15 protein-coding genes are annotated in these 18503 nt (G+C 56.3%); 5 read left to right on the top strand and 10 right to left on the bottom strand.

Annotated features, from left to right (window positions below; all coding sequences use genetic code 11):
• Positions 1-98: 98 nt before the first annotated feature.
• The 5 genes from LOH53_RS14330 to LOH53_RS14310 form a co-directional block, all read right to left on the bottom strand.
• Entirely contained in the window at positions 99-500 is a 402-nt protein-coding gene (locus LOH53_RS14330) for a cytochrome c oxidase subunit 4 (protein WP_230068425.1), read from the bottom strand.
• A complete protein-coding gene (gene ctaD, locus LOH53_RS14325) occupies positions 497-2203 on the bottom strand; it encodes an aa3-type cytochrome oxidase subunit I (protein ID WP_230068424.1) in 1707 nt (568 codons plus the stop codon). Before ctaD ends, LOH53_RS14330 begins: the two co-directional genes overlap by 4 nt.
• A gap of 12 nt (positions 2204-2215) precedes the next feature.
• Positions 2216-3097 carry an aa3-type cytochrome oxidase subunit II gene (gene ctaC / locus LOH53_RS14320; protein WP_230068423.1) on the bottom strand — a complete coding sequence of 294 codons (882 nt, stop codon included), beginning with the start codon at positions 3095-3097 and terminating at the stop codon, positions 2216-2218.
• Positions 3098-3280: 183 nt separating this feature from the next.
• The gene (locus LOH53_RS14315; protein ID WP_230068422.1) at positions 3281-3664 is read right to left on the bottom strand and encodes a HesB/IscA family protein; all 384 of its coding nucleotides are present in this window, start codon (positions 3662-3664) and stop codon (positions 3281-3283) included.
• A gap of 173 nt (positions 3665-3837) precedes the next feature.
• A complete protein-coding gene (locus tag LOH53_RS14310; RefSeq protein WP_230068421.1) occupies positions 3838-5265 on the bottom strand; it encodes a dipeptidase in 1428 nt (475 codons plus the stop codon).
• Positions 5266-5335: 70 nt separating this feature from the next.
• Here LOH53_RS14310 and LOH53_RS14305 point away from each other — a divergent pair, with 70 nt between their 5' ends.
• Positions 5336-5935, top strand: coding sequence for a DUF3043 domain-containing protein (locus tag LOH53_RS14305; RefSeq protein ID WP_376991294.1), 600 nt, complete (start codon positions 5336-5338; stop codon positions 5933-5935).
• 84 nt (positions 5936-6019) lie between these two features.
• Complete coding sequence (locus LOH53_RS14300; protein ID WP_230068420.1) at positions 6020-7021, top strand: aldo/keto reductase family protein; 1002 nt, start codon at positions 6020-6022, stop codon at positions 7019-7021.
• A 13-nt stretch (positions 7022-7034) separates the two neighbouring features.
• On the opposite strand, the gene LOH53_RS14295 is transcribed toward LOH53_RS14300, so the two are convergent.
• Entirely contained in the window at positions 7035-8114 is a 1080-nt protein-coding gene (locus tag LOH53_RS14295; RefSeq protein WP_230068419.1) for a quinone-dependent dihydroorotate dehydrogenase, read from the bottom strand.
• A 95-nt stretch (positions 8115-8209) separates the two neighbouring features.
• Between LOH53_RS14295 and LOH53_RS14290 the strand changes: the two genes are divergently transcribed.
• The gene (locus tag LOH53_RS14290) at positions 8210-9883 is read left to right on the top strand and encodes an FAD-binding dehydrogenase (protein ID WP_230068418.1); all 1674 of its coding nucleotides are present in this window, start codon (positions 8210-8212) and stop codon (positions 9881-9883) included.
• On the top strand, positions 9880-10956 hold the full coding sequence (locus LOH53_RS14285; protein ID WP_230068417.1) for an alpha/beta hydrolase: 1077 nt from the start codon (positions 9880-9882) through the stop codon (positions 10954-10956). Before LOH53_RS14290 ends, LOH53_RS14285 begins: the two co-directional genes overlap by 4 nt.
• Before the next feature lie 94 nt (positions 10957-11050).
• Here the strand turns inward: LOH53_RS14285 and LOH53_RS14280 are convergent, their stop codons facing one another.
• The 3 genes from LOH53_RS14280 to leuA all read right to left on the bottom strand — a co-directional run bounded on the left by LOH53_RS14280 (position 11051) and on the right by leuA (position 14556).
• Positions 11051-11785, bottom strand: a complete 735-nt coding sequence (locus tag LOH53_RS14280; protein ID WP_230068416.1) for an isoprenyl transferase — start codon at positions 11783-11785, stop codon at positions 11051-11053.
• 81 nt (positions 11786-11866) lie between these two features.
• Positions 11867-12619 carry a DNA repair protein RecO gene (recO, locus tag LOH53_RS14275; RefSeq protein WP_230068437.1) on the bottom strand — a complete coding sequence of 251 codons (753 nt, stop codon included), beginning with the start codon at positions 12617-12619 and terminating at the stop codon, positions 11867-11869.
• 194 nt (positions 12620-12813) lie between these two features.
• The gene (gene leuA, locus LOH53_RS14270; RefSeq protein ID WP_230068415.1) at positions 12814-14556 is read right to left on the bottom strand and encodes a 2-isopropylmalate synthase; all 1743 of its coding nucleotides are present in this window, start codon (positions 14554-14556) and stop codon (positions 12814-12816) included.
• A 295-nt stretch (positions 14557-14851) separates the two neighbouring features.
• Here leuA and LOH53_RS14265 point away from each other — a divergent pair, with 295 nt between their 5' ends.
• Positions 14852-16813 (top strand): M13 family metallopeptidase, encoded by a 1962-nt coding sequence (locus LOH53_RS14265; protein WP_230068414.1) that lies wholly within the window; start codon positions 14852-14854, stop codon positions 16811-16813.
• A gap of 61 nt (positions 16814-16874) precedes the next feature.
• Here LOH53_RS14265 and LOH53_RS14260 read toward each other — a convergent pair whose 3' ends face one another.
• Complete coding sequence (locus LOH53_RS14260) at positions 16875-18464, bottom strand: LCP family protein (protein WP_230068413.1); 1590 nt, start codon at positions 18462-18464, stop codon at positions 16875-16877.
• Positions 18465-18503: the final 39 nt, after the last annotated feature.

The following is an 18503-nucleotide window of genomic DNA, read 5'->3' as shown; positions in this document are numbered from 1 at the left end:
CCTAGCAGTATTGCGCAAGCTTCTACGGTCCATATAACGAAGAGGGGCTGACAATTACTTTCCAGTAATTGTCAGCCCCTCTTCGTTATATTTAGTTCTTAGTGCGCATGATCTCCACGGCTGTATTCATATACCCAGCCAATCAGTGCTATGACCGTCAAGCCGGCACCGAACAGGAAGACCCACCAGCCCACGGCCAATCCCAGGAAACCTGAGGCGGCTGCCAAGGCTAGCACTAGCGGCCACCAACTCCAGGGACTAAACTGCCCCTGCTCGCCGGCGCCTTCATGGATTTCGGCATCGGGACGATCCTCGGGACGCAGTCCCACGCGATTTCCCGTGTAATACAGGTACAACCCGATCATTAGGCCTAGGCCACCCACCAGATACAAAGCCAAGAAGCCAACTGGTTCGCTCCAGTGACCCATCAGACCATAAACGGTGGCCACCGGGAAGAAGAAGAGTCCGATGATGATGAATGTTTTAGCTTCAACTTTCACTTGCTAGCTCCCGTCGCTGATGCACTCACTGGAACTGGGACATAGTGCGGAGCCAGTTCCGGATGGTGGAGGTCAAGTGCAGGACGCTCAGAGCGAATACGGGGCAATGAGGTGAAGTTGTGACGCGGTGGCGGGCACGACGTGGCCCATTCCAGTGAAGCTCCGAAACCCCATGGGTCATCAACCTCAATCTTTTTGCCATTGCGCCAGGTGATGTACACGTTCCAGAACCACGGAATCATAGAAGCACCCAAAACGAAGGAGGAGATCGTGGAGAACTGGTTCATCCACGTGAAGTTGTCTTCAACCAAGTAGTCCGCATAACGCCGAGGCATACCAAGGACACCCAGCCAGTGCTGAATCAAGAACGTCCCGTGGAAGCCTAGGAACAGCATCCAGAAGTGGATCTTCCCAAGGCGCTCATTGAGCATCTTGCCAGTGAATTTAGGCCACCAGAAGTAGAACCCGGCGAACATGGCAAACACGACCGTACCAAATACCACGTAGTGGAAGTGAGCCACCACGAAATAGGTATCCGAAACGTGGAAGTCAAGAGGCGGTGAGGCCAAGATGATTCCGGTAAGGCCACCGAAGAGGAATGTGACAATGAAGCCCAGACTCCACAACATTGGCGTCTCGAAAGTCAGCGAGCCTCGCCACATGGTACCGATCCAGTTGAAGAACTTTACCCCTGTGGGTACAGCGATCAACATGGTCATGAAGGAGAAGAACGGCAGCAGAACCTGTCCTGTTGCGTACATGTGGTGTGCCCACACTGTCACGGACAAGGCCGCAATGGAGATGGTGGCGAACACCAAACCCTTGTAACCGAAGACAGGCTTGCGGCTGAACACGGGGAATATCTCCGAGACGATCCCGAAGAACGGGAGCGCAATAATATAAACCTCTGGATGGCCGAAGAACCAGAACAAGTGTTGCCAAAGCAAGGCACCACCTGTTTCAGCATCAAAGATGTGAGCGCCAAACCGTCGATCCGCACCCAAAGCAAACAGAGCCGCTGCAAGAGGCGGGAAGGCCATAAGGATCAAGATACCGGTGACAAGTGTGTTCCAGGTGAAGATAGGCATCCGCCACATGGTCATACCGGGTGCCCGCAAACAGATGATCGTTGTAATGAAGTTCACGGCACCAAGGATTGTTCCAAAGCCCGAAAGGGCCAAACCAAACACCCACAAGTCGCCACCGATTCCCGGGCTAAAGGTGGTGTTGGACAGCGGTGCATAGGCGAACCAGCCGAAGGCCGCCGCTCCCTGCGGAGTAACGAAACCGGACACTGCGATGGTACTGCCAAACAGATAAAACCAGAATGCCAGAGCATTCAACCGTGGGAAGGCAACATCGGGTGCACCAATTTGCAGCGGCATGATCACATTAGCGAAACCAGCGAACAGCGGGGTTGCAAACATGAGCAGCATAATGGTGCCGTGCATAGTGAACAGCTGGTTGTATTGATCCTTAGTCTGCAGAATTTGCATACCAGGCTCAAACAGTTCTGCACGCATGATGAGCGCCATGACGCCACCAACGCAGAAGAAAATGAACGAAACAATCAGATACATGTAACCGATTGTTTTGTGATCCGTGGAGGTGATCCAGTTGACGACTATGCGTCCCTTGGAGACCGGAACCACTCTGGGTGAAACCGAAGAAACCTCGGTTGTCGAGTACTCGAGTGTAGTCACTTTCCTCTCCCCCTAGTCCTGTTTGGTGTTCGAGTTGAGATTGGGATTTCGGTCGTACGCGTTACCAAGCGTTCCGGCCTGACCCTTGTCTTGAAGAGACTTCAGGTGGGCATCAAATTCAGCCTGTGTGACTACCTTGACGTTGAAGAGCATTTCCGAGTGGTACTCGCCACAAAGCTCGGCGCACTTACCGTCATACTCACCCAACGCCGTTGGGGTCAAGGACATAACATTTGTCTTGCCTGGGATAACGTCAAGTTTCGTCAAGAATGCAGGCACCCAGAACGAGTGCACTACGTCGCGAGCGTTCAAATCCAATTGAACCGTTCGGTTCACGGGCAAGTAAAGAGTGGGAAGTGTTGATTTGTCGAACGGCTTTCCGTCCAACTCAGCTTGTGTACCCACGTCGTACACGGATTCTTTGACATCGTTGCCAGCCATGTAGTTGAAGTCCCACGACCACTGTTTGGCACGGACATCGACGGTGACATCCGGATTGTCCACCTTTGCCATGATGGACTTCTGTTCAATATCGGTGAAGTGGAAGAACACGAACACCATGAACAATGGAACAAGCACGTAAAAGACCTCCAACGGGAGGTTATAGCTTGTCTGCCGCGGGAACCCAGTGGCCCCTTTGCGACGACGGTACGCGATGATGCACCAGATGATCAGGCCCCAGGTAATGAGACCAATGATCATGACGGTGATCCACGTATTGACCCAAAGATCAATGATCCCGGCCGTATGGTTGGTGGTGTCACGCGCACCGGGCAACCAACCATTTTTATTCTCTGCCGTACATCCAGACAAAGCTAACGCTCCGACAATGGCCAAGCCCGCAATGGGGATGACTCTTGCGCGTCGGCTGCCGGTTCGGTCCTGCGAACTCACAGACGGCCCTTCCTCTTGTTACTGCGCACCGAGCGGACTTTGACGTCTGCAGTGCGAAACGGGTTTTACTACTCGATGTAGAGCTTACCGCTAGAACGGGTCAAATGTGCACTAAACCCACCGTGCGTCGGAGGCAAATGACGCAAAAGCGCAATATTCTCTACATCGAGTAGAAGGAATGAATTAGTGGAACGAATCACCGCAGGCACAGGAGCCTCCGGCGTTGGGATTGTCGATGGTAAATCCCTGCTTCGAAATGGTGTCTTCGAAGTCAATGCTGGCACCATCGAGGTATGGCACGCTCATCTTGTCGATAATCACCTCGACACCGTCAAATGCGCGGACAGCATCACCGTCGAGCATTCTCTCGTCGAAGTACAGCTGATAGATCAGGCCCGAGCAACCGCCCGGCTGGACTGCCACGCGCAGGCGCAGGTCGGTGCGGCCTTCCTGCTCAAGCAAGCTGCGCACCTTCCCTGCTGCAACTTCGCTGATCAGAACACCATGAGCGGGCAACTGTGCGCTGTCAACTGTGGCTGTGGTTTCGGCTTGGACATTTGCGGTCATGATGTTTCCTAACGTGGGGTACAGGTACATGCTACGTCGAGCCCGGCACGGGCGCTAACTATTGCAACCAGCGCGAGCGGGGAACTGTTCCCCTCCTTTAGAGAGCTCATGCTCCTGCGCGGTAAACTATCGTTTCAGTTTGCGGTTTCAGGTGAGCGTTCCAGCCGACCTGTTCAGTTCAGCACGGTCTTGTCCATGGCGGCCAGCATAAGAGCTTCGGCCACAATCGCTTTCTCAAAGTCTCCCAAGTGCAAGGATTCGTTAGCGCTGTGGGCCCGAGAGTCAGGATCTTCAACCCCTGTCACGAGTATTTGCGCGCCCGGAAATTGTTCCTTGAGGTCAGCAATGAAGGGAATGGACCCGCCCATGCCGCTTTCGACGGCCGGGACTCCCCACGACTCCCCCAAAGCCCACAGTGCGGTTTGTGCAGCGGGCGCTGTCGTATCTGTGGAAAACGCCTGGCCTGTCTCACCCGGCACGAAAATAACGCTTGCACCGAATGGTGCGTGAGCTTGGATGTGAGCGTCCACTGCGGCCATGGCTTTTGCGGGATCCTGTCCCGGTGCAAGACGGAGGCTGAATTTGGCACGCGCTGAAGGCAGGAGTGTGTTCGAACTCATGGCCACCGACGGGATATCCATGCCAATGATTGACAGTGCCGGCTTGGACCATAGACGGTCGGTAAGGCTTCCAGTACCTGCCAAGCGGACCCCGTCCAGTACGGCTGCGTCGGCGCGAAAGGTTTCTTCGGGGTAATCAAGCAAGGATTCACTGCCGGAAACCAGTCCTGCGATGGCAACCGAGCCGGCGTCGTCGTGGAAGGAGGCAATCAGGCGTGCCAACAAGGTAGGGGCGTCAAGTAGCGGTCCGCCAAACATGCCGGAATGGACTGCGTGCTCCAAAACACGCACCTCCACAGTGCCGTCGACAAGTCCGCGCAGGCTGGTAGTCAGGGCGGGGACGCCCACCGCCCAGTTGGAAGAATCGGCGACCACGATCACGTCGCCAGCCAACAATTCGTGGTGCGTTTCTAAGAATGTGCCAAATGTGGGTGAGCCGGCCTCTTCCTCTCCTTCTATGAAGAGGGTGACGCCGAGCCCAAAGTCGCTGCCAAGGATTTCCTCGAGGGCGCGCAAGGAAGCAATGTGCGCCATGATTCCGGCCTTGTCATCTGCTGCGCCGCGTCCATAGAGTCGACCATTCTTTTGCACAGCCGTGAACGGCTCACTCTCCCACAAGTCATGGTCCCCCGTGGGCTGGACATCGTGGTGAGCATAAAGAACGACAGTCGGATATCCCGGGGCGGGAAGCTTACGTGCCACGATGGCAGGACCACCGGGTGTTCCGTCTTCTTTATTGACTCGAAGGATTTGTACATCTTCTATACACGTGGTGCGGATCAATGCTGCGACGGCTTCGGCGCTGCGATCCAAATGGGAGGAGTCAAAGGCATCCCATGCTATTCCGGGGATAGCGACGAGATCTACTAGCTCTGCCACGGTTGCCTCAAACGCGCCGGCTACGCTGGCGCGCACTAGATCAACGGGGACGCCAGCCCCAATTTCAGGCTCACTGGAATGATTTTGGTTTAGCAATGTCATAAATGACAGCCTACCGTTGCACAAACCGCCACTGTCACGACTGTCATCGCCGACGGGGTATCCTTTACGGGTGTTTGGACGTAAGAAAGACGAAGCCACTGACCTGCAGGTAACGCCTGCCAGCACCACTGAGATTGGGCACCCACGGGACCCCCAGTCTAAGAAGGGTGCGCCCACTCCGTCTCGGAAGGCGCAGGAAGAGGCGCGGAAACGCCCTTTGGTTCCCAACGACCGTGCTGCAGCCAAGGTTGCAGCCCGCGACGCCCGCCGCGAGGAACAAGCTCGCATGCGCCGGGCTCTGGACACCGGAGAGGAACGCTTCTTGCCGTTCCGAGATAAAGGGCCGCAAAAGCGCTATGCACGAGATTACGTCGATGCCCGGTTCAGTTTGGGTGAGTACGTGATGTTCGTAGCCCTGGCGATCGTGGTGGCATCAGTGCTGTTCCAAAGAGCCGATCTGCAAATCATAATCTTCGCCTTCTTCTGGGTTCTCGTGGCGGCAGTTGCCATCGATGCCTGGCTTATGTCGCGCAGACTCAAACGTCAACTGATCGGGAAGTTCAATTCCGTCGATTCGGGAGTCATTTGGTACGGGACCATGCGTTCGCTACAGTTCCGTCGTCTCCGACTCCCCAAGCCCATGGTCAAGCGTGGCGAGTTTCCGTCCTAATATCTACCAACCACATGCCTCGACGCCGGTCCTTCCTTATGGGAGTGACCGGCGTCGTGCTTTGGACCTGAGTAGGCTTAGCCCATGGACTACAGATACCTTGGCCGCTCAGGCCTGAAAATCAGCGAAATCACCTATGGCAACTGGCTCACCCATGGCTCACAAGTGGAAAACGACGTCGCGAGTGCTTGTGTACGCGCAGCCTTGGATGCCGGCATCACCACCTTTGACACGGCAGATGCCTATGCCAATGGCAAAGCCGAAGAGGTATTGGGCGCGGCGCTTGCGGGGGAACGGCGTGAGAGCCTGGAAATTTTCACGAAGGTGTATTGGCCGGTGGGCCCCAAAGGTCCCAATGACGCCGGGCTCTCCCGTAAACACATCATGGAGGGCATCAATAACTCTCTGCGGCGCTTGAACATGGGCTATGTGGATCTCTACCAAGCACACCGATTTGACCACGAAACTCCCTTGGAAGAAACAATCGCCGCATTTGCCGACGTTATCCGCCAAGGAAAAGCTCTGTACATTGGGGTTAGCGAATGGAACGCCGAACAGATGCGACGCGGGCAAGCCCTTGCCCGCGAGGCTGGCTTCTCCCTCGTATCAAACCAGCCCCAGTACAATGCGTTGTGGCGCGTCATAGAGTCTGAAGTCATTCCGGCGGCCAAAGAACTGGGTATGTCCCAGGTCGTTTGGTCTCCCATGGCACAGGGCGTGCTCTCCGGCAAATACCTGCCAGGCGCACCCCTTCCGGAAGGCTCCCGCGCTACTGACGCCCACGGTGGGGCCAACATGATCAGCCGCTACTTGGACGACGACATCCTCAGCAACGTCGCCAAGCTGCGACCTATTGCCGATGAGCTCGGTCTTTCCATGGCCCAGCTGGCCATCGCCTGGGTCTTGGCAAACGAGAACGTTGCAACCGCGCTAGTAGGTGCCTCGCGTCCGGAACAGGTTGCCGAGAACGTGAAGGCTGCTGGCGTAGCAATCCCTGCCGAGCTCATGGAGAGAATTGACCAAGCACTGGCCCCCTCGATTATTCGAGATCCAACGCTTACCGTCAGCCCTGGTTCCCGCCCGTAGTAGCTGCCGCTATTTACGCAGTCTTGTATTTGCGCAGTCTTGCCAGTTCCCGGTTGATGCTGGCCGCCCAAAATGGCCCTTCGTACAGGAACGCTGTATAACCCTGGACAAGCGTAGCGCCGGCGTCGAGACGCTCTTGAACCTCGACGCCGGTTTCTACGCCTCCAACGGAAATGAGCGTAAGCCGGTCCCCAACGATCGATTTGAGTTGGCGCAACACGGCAAGCGAACGTGCCTTCAGCGGTGCACCGGAAAGTCCGCCAGCACCTTTTTCATTGACCAAGTCGCTCGGGCTAAGAAGACCGTCGCGGCTGATCGTGGTGTTGGTCGCAATGATTCCATCCAAACCCAAATCTAGGGCGAGCTCCGCAACATCAGCTATGTCGTCATCAGAGAGGTCGGGAGCTATCTTCACCAGCAGTGGTACGTGCCGGCCTGCAGCTGTATCCGCGGCGTCCCTAACGCCTGAGAGTAAGGGGCGCAACGACTGAACGTTCTGGAGCAGGCGCAGCCCCGGCGTATTGGGTGAGCTGACATTCACGACAAGGTAGTCTGCCTCGCAAGCCAACGCGCGGGCGCTGACGAGATAGTCGTCCAAGGCGTCGTCCAGTTCCACTGCTTTGCTCTTGCCAATATTCACCCCGACGACCGGACGCACCGTGGGGTACTCCTTTTTGAGCCCAACAAGTGCTCTGACGAGTCTGGGGGCGACGGTGCTGGCGCCGTCGTTATTGAACCCCATGCGGTTGATAACGGCACGGTCAGCAACTAAACGAAAGAGACGAGGTTGTGGATTGCCCGGCTGGGACCTTCCCGTTATTGTCCCGACCTCCACGTGGCCGAACCCCAAGTTAGCTAATGCGTTGATACCCGTAGCACCCTTATCAAAACCGGCAGCAAGCCCAAAGGGCGAGGGAAACGTCAGTCCAAATGCTTCCGTCCGCAAGGAGGCTGCTGGCGCACACACACGGCGTAAAACGGCCCCGACCCCCACCTTATGGGTCGCTTTGACTAAGGTGAAGCCGATCTTGTGCGCCCGCTCCGCATCCATCCAGGAGAAGCCGAGCTTGAAGAAGGTGGGGTAAATTCGCATACCCCCTAGTTTTCCGTCTCTGACGCGCAACTGCAAAACGTGTGCCTTGAGTGCTTATACACAATTGACTCTTGAACAGGGACTAGCATGGCAAAATGGAAGGCACCGGGAGTCACACGAAGTTTCAAGCTGATGTCATAGTCGTAGGAGCTGGGCTCTCCGGACTGGTGGCAGCCGCGGAGGCCTATAACGCCGGACGCAGCGTCCTGATTCTGGATCAGGAACCGATGGCATCTTTGGGAGGGCAAGCGCATTGGTCCTTCGGAGGACTTTTTTTGGTAGACTCCCCTGAGCAACGGCACCTGGGCGTGAAAGACAACGCTGAATTGGCGCTCAGTGACTGGTTTGGTTCCGCGAATTTTGACCGCGATGAGGATCTGTGGGCCAAGCGCTGGGCTGAGGCCTATGTAGATTTTGCTGCGGGTGAGAAAAGGGCGTGGCTCCATGCGCTCGGAGTTCGTTTCTTCCCTCTGGTCCAATGGGCTGAGCGCGGCGGTTACGATGCACAAGGTCATGGCAACTCCGTCCCTCGTTTCCACGTGGTGTGGGGCACAGGTCCAGGCATACTGGAACCCTTCCTGGCCAAGGTAGACGAGGGCGTGAGCGCAGGACGCATCCAGTTGGAGTTCCGGCACAGGGCTACGGAACTGCTCTGCGACGCAGGCTCTGTCAACGGTGTGCACGGGGAGATCTTAGCGCCGTCAAGCAATGATCGCGGGCAGGCTAGCTCCCGGGAAGTGGTAGGTGAATTTAGCGCTATGGCGCAGGCTGTCGTGGTTACCTCAGGTGGTATTGGCGGCAATCATGACATGGTGCGTCAGCAATGGCCTCAAAATAACAGTCCCCGCTATATGCTCTCTGGAGTTCCGGCCTCCGTGGACGGGGAATTTCAACAGGCTGTGTCTGCCGCCGGTGGGAATCTCGTCAACACTGATCGAATGTGGCACTACCCCGAAGGTATCCACAACCCGGATCCGGTATGGCCCAATCATGGGATTCGTATCCTTTCTGGCCCCTCGCCCTTATGGTTGGACGCGAAGGGGATTAGGCTTCCCGTCCCGTTATTTCCCGGATTCGATTCGTTGGGTACGTTACGCCACTTAGGGACGACTGGCTTCGATCACTCTTGGTTTGTACTCAATAAAACAATCATGAGCAAGGAATTTGCACTTTCGGGTTCCGAACAAAACCCTGATCTGACCGGACGCGATGTCAAGCTGCTCGCTAAACGGGCGCTGCCCGGAGCTACCGGTCCGGTCCAGAAGTTCCTGGACGCTGGCATCGACTTTGTATCCGCCACCACACCACAGGAACTTGCTGTGAAAATGAACGCCTTAGTGGGGACATCGCTAATCGAGCCACAAAGCCTCTACAAAACACTCTCGGCCCGCGACCACCAGGTCCAAAGCGGATTGGGAAAGGACACTCAGCTCAATGCCATCCGCGAAGCCCGCCGCTTCAGCACTGACAAACTCATGCGCGTCGTTCCACCACATGCCATGATGGCCCCGGAGCACGGCCCGCTGATCGCGGTCCGGCTCTCCACGCTGACCCGTAAGAGCCTAGGGGGTCTGCAGACGGACCTGAACTCACGGGTACTGAGTTCCGACGGTTCACCCATTCCCGGACTTTACGCGGCCGGCGAGGTAGCTGGTTTTGGCGGTGGAGGTATTCACGGTTACAGGTCCCTTGAAGGAACATTCTTAGGAGGTTGTCTTTTCTCAGGCCGCGCAGCCGGACGGCACGCAGCTGCGGCGGCCACCGCGTGAGCAAGAGAGAACCAACGTGGCACCCAGATATTCTTGGACCGGGCTATGAAGCAACCACCTTGAATGTGCCACGCCCAGATGGCAGCCCACGTCAAGCGACACTAGTGCGGCATTGCCCGCTGGCAGACCGGAAGTTAACCCATGAGGCAGCTGTAGTCAACGGGAACGGTAAGCCGTTACCGGCCAGAGGAGATCCGGCAGAGAATCATGACGCAACCGTCCTGCCACCTGTTCTCTATATCCACGGCTGGAGCGACTACTTCTACAACACCGGACTGGCTGAGTATTTTTCCTCTAGAGGACATCCCTTTTACGCCCTAGATCTACACAACCACGGACGTAATCTCGCCGATCCATCCATGGGCGGCTACGTTGACGATCTCGCCGACTACGACGCGGAACTCCTCGCCGCCTATGACGTCCTGAACCTTGATGCCGCAAAGACCACTTCAAGTGCGTCCACGGGCAGCATCCGTATTCTGCTGATCGGACATTCAACGGGTGGCCTGATTGCAGCTTTGTGGGCTCACAAGTACCCTGAACTCGTTGGCCAACTAGTTTTGAACAGCCCTTGGCTGGAACTACAGGGCGGGGCTGCCATCCGCCGGGCCGCTACTCCTCTGTTAGGCCCGTTCGCGCAGCGCCGACCATTGACTCGCATGCGCGTGCCGGAACGTACGTTTTACTGGCGTGGAATCAGTGACGAAGCATTTGGTGACTGGTCTGTGGACCGAGCGCTGAGACCACCTCAAGCCTTTCCCGTCCGGGCAGGCTGGATGCGTGCCATTTTAGCGGCGCAGCGGCAAGTAGCGAGTGGCCTTGCACTGCCGATGCCCGTGCTCGTACTGCTATCCTCGCGGAGCATGCTGGGCCCCGTCTGGACCCTGGACATGCTCAGCTCAGACGTTGTATTGGATGTCCGTGTTCTGGCGCACCGATCACTCTCACTGGGGGATAGCGTGAGCGTTGAGCGCATTGACGGGGCCCTGCATGAAGTATTCCTCTCGACGCAGACCGTTAGAGAACTCGCTTATGACCGTCTGGAGCGGTGGTTGCGCGGCTACGTTGATTGATCGCCATCACGCAGTGCCCAAAAGATTCGCGGTCCACCATAGGCGTCGTCATCTTGGGCGATGAATAGCAGGCTTGTGCTTTTATATTTTTGGGCTACTTCAGCGCGGCATCTACCGCTCCGCCGTAGCGGCGATCACGCTGGGCGTATTCATCCACAGCGGCCCACAGCGTGCGTCGGTCCACATCCGGCCAGAGCGTATCCATAAAAACAAACTCAGCATACGCGCTTTGCCACAGCAGGAAATTAGAGAGGCGCTGTTCACCGCTAGACCTCAGAAATAAGTCCACGTCCGGCAGATCAGGAAGATACAGATACTTCTGGATCATCTTTTCATTCACTGAACGAGGACGCAGTTTTCCCTCCGCAATGTCCACGGCCATAGCAGCTACGGCATCAGCAATTTCTGCACGTCCACCGTAATTAACACACATGGTCAACGTCACTGTGTCGTTGTCTTGGGTGCGTTCTTGCGCGACTTCAAGTTCCTTGATGACGGAGCCCCACAGCTTTGGCTTCCGCCCAGCCCATCGAACCCTTACGCCCCACGCATCTAATTGGTCGCGTTGCCGTCTTAATACGTCTTTGTTAAAACCCATGAGAAAGCGAATCTCCTCCGGAGACCGCTTCCAGTTCTCCGTAGAAAAAGCATAAACACTAACGTACTTAATGCCCATCTCAATGGCACCTGCCACGACATCGAGCAGCGCAGGCTCGCCAGCCTTGTGACCCTCAATGCGAGGAAGGCCACGTTGATTTGCCCACCGACCGTTGCCGTCCATTACGATGGCGACGTGTTGGGGCACGAGCTCCGAAGGGATCCGCGGCATCAGCGCACCCGAGGGATGCTGCCAAGGTGCAACTACCGGTGCTTTAGCTTTGCTTCGACTAGTTCGTTGAATGGCCACGGTCTATACACGCTCCACAAGTCTGAGGGAACGCACGGTACGTTCCAAATGCCATTGCACATAGCCAGCCACAAGTCCGGCACCTTCTCTACGGTGCGCCAGTTCCGAGGCGTCTGCCCCCGCCCAGTCACCACTGAGTAAGCACGCAAGCAAGTACATCGTTTGTCTCGCCGGCGCAGGAGAACCCGGCGGCCGGCACTCATGGCACACCGCCCCTCCCAGAGACGCATTGAAGGCATCATGGGGGCCAGGCTCCCCACATCTGGCACAGACATCAAAACTAGGCGCCCAACCAGCAATGGACACGGCACGCAGTAGATACGAATCCAAAATCAGTTCTGGAGCATGGGCCCCTCTGCTTAGGGATGCAAGTGCTCCGACAAGGAGTTGGTACTGCAAACTGGAGGTTTCTCCATCCACGTCGGTCAGCCTTTCAGCTGTTTCCGCCATCGCGGCCGCCACCACATATCTGTCGTAATTCTTCGCTATGGAGTCACCGTAGCTACCTTTGGCAACGGCCTGGGTAACGATATCCAAGCTTCTACCCTTGACGAGTTGTAAGTCCGCCACCATAAACGGTTCCAAGCGGGCACCAAACTTACTGCTGGTCCGCCGTACCCCCCGGGCCACCGCACGTAATTGTCCGTGGTGGTGGGTCAGAAGCGTGATGATCCTGTCGGCTTCACCGAGTTTATGTGTACGTAGCACTACAGCATCGTCTCGATATGTGCGGGTAGTGAAGGATTGTTTGGACACTCCCCCATTGTTCCACTTACCAAGGCCCGAAGGCCTCGGTACGCGCCAATAAACGGGTTCAACGTTCCCCCATGCTGCGGCGGCCTCGCGAAGCCACCCCAGCATGGGCGCAATCCTTGGAACCAACAATGAGCCCATAATTGTCTAGACCACCAGCTTTTGCCTGCCCAACGACGGGGAAGCAAGCAATTTCGTTAGGACGATTTCGCATCCCGTATGGCACGATTTACGGCGGAGATAACTGCCTTCAAGGAAGATACCGACGTGTTGGCATCAATACCCACTCCCCAAAGAACCCTCTCCCCCACTGCGCACTCAACAAACGCTGCTGCGCGAGCGTCACCACCCTCACTGAGAGCATGCTCGGAGTAGTCCAAGACACGCACGTCCACGCCGTCTTCTCCCAAAATGGCCAGCAGCGAGGCGATGGGGCCATTGCCGGTGCCGGTCCGATTCGCGGTGACACCATCGATGGTCATTTTAGCCATCAACGTCATCTCACCGTCATCGTCAGTGGACGTAGTGAAGGAACCGATCCTATAGCGTCCCCAAGCGTCATCAGAGACTTCAGCGGGCAGGTATTCGTCCGTGAATATGTTCCACAGTTCCCCGCCGCTGACTTCCCCACCGACTGTGTCGGTACGTTTTTGTATGACACCAGAAAATTCGATCTGCGCCCGGCGGGGGAGATCCAAATTGTGCTCGTTCTTAAGCAGGTATGCGACGCCGCCCTTCCCGGACTGGGAATTAACGCGAATTACGGCCTCGTAGCTGCGGCCCAGATCCTTTGGATCCACTGGAAGGTACGGGACGGCCCACGGATGCTCGTCCACTGAGTTTCCAGCAGCTGCAGCGTCGGATTCCAATGCCTCCAGACCCTTCTTGATAGCGTCCTGGTGTGAGCCGGAGAACGCAGTGAAAACAAGGTCCCCGCCGTACGGAGTCCGTTCGGCAACGGGCAACTGGTTACAGTACTCAACTGTGCGGCGGACGTCGTCGATGTCAGAAAAATCAATCATCGGATCGATCCCTTGGGTAAACATATTCAGCCCCAAAGTCACCAGATCAACGTTGCCGGTACGCTCCCCATTACCAAACAGGCACCCTTCTATGCGGTCCGCGCCGGCTAAGTAGCCCAGTTCAGCGGCCGCCACACCGGTTCCACGATCGTTGTGGGGGTGCAGGGACAAAATAATCCCTTCGCGAGGATGGAGATTGCGACTCATCCACTCGATGGAGTCGGCGTATACGTTGGGCGTTGCCATTTCTACGGTAGCTGGCAGATTGATAATTACTTGGTTGTCGCTGGAGGCCTCGAAGACATCCGCTACAGCATTACAAACCCGCACGGCATATTCGGGCTCTGTGCCGGTAAACGACTCGGGCGAGTACTCGTAAGTGATGTGCGTGTCCCCAAGGGTTTCCTCATATTTCTTGCAGAGCCGCGCGCCTTGCAGCGCGATGTCCATAATCCCATCTTGGTCCTGATTGAATACGACACGCCGCTGCAGAACGGAGGTGGAATTGTACAGGTGGACAATGGCCTGCTTTGCCCCAATGAGAGATTCATAGGTCCGCTCGATCAGGTGTTCACGGGCTTGCGTCAATACCTGAATCGTAACGTCGTCAGGTATATGACCGGCCTCAATCAACTGCCTAACAAAATCGAAGTCCGTCTGTGAGGCTGACGGAAAACCAACTTCAATTTCCTTGTAACCCATTTTCACCAGCAACTGGAACATTTTCATCTTGCGCGCGGGACTCATGGGGTCGATAAGGGCCTGGTTTCCGTCGCGCAAATCCACAGCGCACCAACGAGGAGCTTGAGTGATTACCTTCCCCGGCCACGTACGGTCGGCAAGTTCAACCGTGATCTGATCTTGGAAAGGAGCATAACGGTGGACTGGCATTCCTGAGGGTTTTTGCGTGTTTCGCATCGGAGCTGACCTTAATCTTGTTCAACAGTGGGTGGCCGGCCGGGCAACACAAACACCGCAGCGAGGGCGGCCATTTTCCACGTTGATCAATTCAACGGGTTCTAGGCCTCGCCGCGGCAGCTAAGGAGGAGCATTCCAGTGCGCACTGTTTTACCCTAACACGGCACTAAGATGGGAGTGAACCAGCTCACCCTCCGCCGCGTGCACAGCCGATATCTTGGCCGTAGCCCGGCACCTGGACAACAGAAGTCGCTGTCCAGCTTCCGCTGACGAAAACCTAAGGGAAACGATACTTTTGACTCACTCCGGCATTGATCTGGCAACCTTCGATTCGAGCGTACGCGTTCAGGACGATCTTTACTTGCACGTAAACGGTACGTGGCTGGCCCGGGAAAAAATTCCCGATGACCGAGCAATGACTGGTTCATTCATCACGCTGCGTGATCAATCCGAAGCAGCCGTTCGAGCTATTATCGAGCGCGCCCGCGAAGCCGCGAACACCGCGGAAACCGGAACCGCCGACGAAGCGAAAATAGGTGACCTGTACGCAGACTTTATGGATGAGAGCGCCATCGAAGCCGCCGGAGCCACTCCATTGACGACGACGATTGAAACAATTCGCGCTGCTACCTCCATTAGCGACGTCCTCTCTCTCATGGGAACCCTGGACCGCACAGGTGGCGACGGTCTATTTGGTGCGTATGTCAACAACGACGCCGGCAATCCTGAGCGCTCCCTTCTTCACCTTTTTCAAGGCGGACTAGGTCTCCCTGACGAGTCCTATTATCGCGAGGATAAATTCGCTGATGTCCGAGTGAGCTACGTAGCCCATCTGGAGACCATGCTGAATTTGGTGGGGATCTCTGAGGCGGGCACGACCGCGTCGCGCATCATGGCCTTGGAGACCCAGATAGCGTCGACTCATTGGGACACGGTAACGCTAAGAGACCCGCAAAAAACTTACAACCTCATGACCAAAGCAGAAGCATTGGAGTTACTGCCAGAGCTGGAAATTTGGCTCTCAGCCCTCGGGGTGACGTTAGCTCAAAGCAAGGAGCTGGTAGTAGCCACACCCGATTTCTTCACAGGACAAGCAAAACTGCTCGTGGAGTCACGCCTTGATGACTGGAAATCTTGGCTGACTTGGCGCACCGTCTCCGCGGCGGCTCCTTACCTCTCAGCGGACTTTGTGGCAGCGAACTTTTCCTTTTACGGCACCGCACTCAGCGGAACCCCGGCTATACGGGAGCGCTGGAAGCGTGGCGTGGGATTGGTGGAGGGCGCTCTTGGCGAAGCCGTCGGAGAGTTGTACGTGGCCAAGCACTTCCCCCAGGAGCACAAGCAGCGCATGGAGGTCCTGGTCAGTAATCTCATTGAGTCATACCGTCAGAGCATCCAGGCACTGCCCTGGATGCGTCAGGCGACAATTGGCAAGGCCTTGGAGAAGCTCTCCGCGTTCACTCCCAAGATCGGTTACCCCGCTACTTGGCGGGACTACAGTTCGTTAGAAATTATCCGCGGTGACCTGCTTGGGAACATAGAACGAAGCAATGCCTTTGAATTAGCACGTCAACTAGCAAAAATCGGGGCACCCGTTGACCGGGCTGAGTGGCTAATGACTCCTCAAACCGTCAACGCCTACTACAACCCTTCGATGAATGAAGTGGTCTTCCCTGCGGCCATCCTGCAGCCACCTTTTTTTGATGCTACGGCCGACGACGCAGCGAACTACGGCGGTATAGGTGCCGTTATTGGGCACGAGATTGGTCATGGCTTCGACGATCGCGGCTCACAGTATGACGGCAGCGGGGCACTTCGCAACTGGTGGACGCAGGAAGACCGCACTACTTTTGAGGCACTCACCCAAAAGCTCATAGAGCAATATGATGCGCTCTCCCCTTCGGCGGCCCCTCACGAACGCGTCAATGGCCGGCTAACGCTAGGAGAGAACATCGGTGACCTTGGCGGCTTGGCCATTAGCTACAAGGCATATCTGCTCAGCCTTGACGGGACGCAGCCTCCCACTATTGACGATTTGAGCGCGGGGCAAAGATTCTTCTTCTCCTGGGCAAAGTGCTGGAGGTCAAAGACTCGACCTGAGGAAGCAATACGACGAATTACAACGGATCCTCATGCCCCCGCCGAATGGCGCTGCAATGCAGTGGTCCGCAATCTCGACGCCTTCCACGACATCTTTGAAACGGCACCCACAGACGGTCTGTGGCTTGACCCGAAGGACCGCGTTAACATCTGGTGACGCCGTCTGGTGAGGCTCAGATCATCGATCCAAGCCTCACCAGATCTGCGCGGCTAAGAGGTCAGTACGTGTAGTAGAGCGGATTCACGGTCAGGCACTGGTCGCTTTCGGCCGCTGTGCTGGAGACGATGTCCTTGGGAACGGTGACAGTGCCAAAGTCGACTCCAGAAATCCAATCGGTACCGACCACTACCTTCACACCCCTGACTGTGGGGTCCGAATGAACCGCCGAGTCGGAGATCTTGAAAAGCACTGCTACGTCATGGGCGACGTCCGCCATGTCGGCACCATAGAGGATAGTTGTCTTGTTCTGTGCTGCAATATCCCCGCCGTTGGACGACAACGTATAGCCCTGACCCGCAAGGGCCTTAATAAGCTCAAGGGAACGCCCCGCAACAGTGGATCCATTGGTAACCGTGATTGGTTGGATCGACTTGTCATACGCAGGAGCAACTGGGACGGTGGGCTCAGCCGTGGCCGGTACAGTTGCCGCCGATGACGCGGTGGGGGCCACCGTTGAATTACTAGTGGGTGTGGGCGCCACTTTCGTCAGTGGCGTCTCGTTGCGAAGCACGGCAAAGAACTGTCCGGCTGCAGGCTCCAAGAGCTGGACCCGATTTGGGTCGCGTACATAGGGTTCCGTTGGCACGGTGACGAAAGCAACGTTGGCAACGTCAATCTTTGCAAGTCGTTTGGCAATCGAGACCATAGCCGGAACATTTGCCAAGCCTTGATCGATCGTAAGATTTTTGGTCACCACGTCAGCGAGGGTGTACAGCTGCGGCAAGTTAGTCAGTGTCCCGTCACTTTTGAGCTTACGCACTAGGGAACCTAGGAAATACTGTTGTGCGGCGATCCGGGCCAAATCACTGGCATCGCCAAAAGCATGCCTCGTGCGCAAAAACGCTAGCGCCTGTTCACCTTGAACCAAGCTCTTTCCCGCGGGGAGTTTCAAGAAGGAACCGTTGACGTCGTACATGGCATGATCGACGCACACTTCAACCCCGCCAAGAGCTGTGGAAAGTTCCTTCACGGCTGTGAAATCTGCCAACATGAAGTGGTCAATGGTTAATCCGGTGAGGTCATTGATGGCGGCCACCGTGCATCCCGGACCGCCAGCCAAGGCCGAATTAAGCTGCCCCATTGCTTGCCCATAAATTACGTTGCCGTCAGGCCGCTTACAGTCGGGGATCGGTACCATAAGGTCACGAGGAAAGCTTGTAACGGACACCTGGGAATTGTCCGCGGAAATATTCATCAGCAGCATGACGTCGGAATTTCCTTCGCCAGAAGAGTCAGCCAGGGTGCCATATTCACTGTTGGCACCTGCCCGGGTGTCCGTACCCAAAATGAGGATCTGCAATGATCCGGTGTCTTCAGGCTGTTGCGAAGAGTTTCCCTTACCGGGGGAAAGCGCTGCATTCAAGGGTGCCGTGGTGATATTGTTCTGCAGCTTGAGGTAAAGCAGTCCAGCGGCCCCCAGCCCGATAACTAACACTCCACTGAGAGCAATGGCTACGATCTTAATCCACAGTGCCGTCTTACGATGAGGCTTGAAGTGACGTCCAGCCGGAAGTTTAGTGTCGGAGGATTCATCTTTTGTGGTGCCGGCAGCTGTAGCTGCCGCCGTTTCGGCACGGCGTCGAGCCATGGATGAACCTTTCACTGTGAACAAATGACTCCCGCTACT

The sequence above is a fragment of the Arthrobacter cryoconiti genome, assembly GCF_020905375.1.
Lineage (GTDB): Bacteria > Actinomycetota > Actinomycetes > Actinomycetales > Micrococcaceae > Specibacter > Specibacter cryoconiti.
The sequence above is the reverse complement of the archived record's forward strand: the minus strand, read 5'-3'. Positions and strand labels throughout refer to the sequence as shown.

What these genes read in the sequence shown, in the direction of transcription:
- LOH53_RS14260 (WP_230068413.1), bottom strand. Translation starts at nt 18,464, where the DNA reads ATGGCTCGACGCCGTGCCGAAACGGCGGCAGCTACAGCTGCCGGCACC.
- LOH53_RS14295 (WP_230068419.1), bottom strand. Translation starts at nt 8,114, where the DNA reads ATGCGAATTTACCCCACCTTCTTCAAGCTCGGCTTCTCCTGGATGGAT.
- LOH53_RS14310 (WP_230068421.1), bottom strand. Translation starts at nt 5,265, where the DNA reads ATGACATTGCTAAACCAAAATCATTCCAGTGAGCCTGAAATTGGGGCT.
- LOH53_RS14290 (WP_230068418.1), top strand. Translation starts at nt 8,210, where the DNA reads ATGGAAGGCACCGGGAGTCACACGAAGTTTCAAGCTGATGTCATAGTC.
- leuA (WP_230068415.1), bottom strand. Translation starts at nt 14,556, where the DNA reads ATGCGAAACACGCAAAAACCCTCAGGAATGCCAGTCCACCGTTATGCT.
- LOH53_RS14315 (WP_230068422.1), bottom strand. Translation starts at nt 3,664, where the DNA reads ATGACCGCAAATGTCCAAGCCGAAACCACAGCCACAGTTGACAGCGCA.
- LOH53_RS14300 (WP_230068420.1), top strand. Translation starts at nt 6,020, where the DNA reads ATGGACTACAGATACCTTGGCCGCTCAGGCCTGAAAATCAGCGAAATC.
- LOH53_RS14280 (WP_230068416.1), bottom strand. Translation starts at nt 11,785, where the DNA reads ATGCCGCGGATCCCTTCGGAGCTCGTGCCCCAACACGTCGCCATCGTA.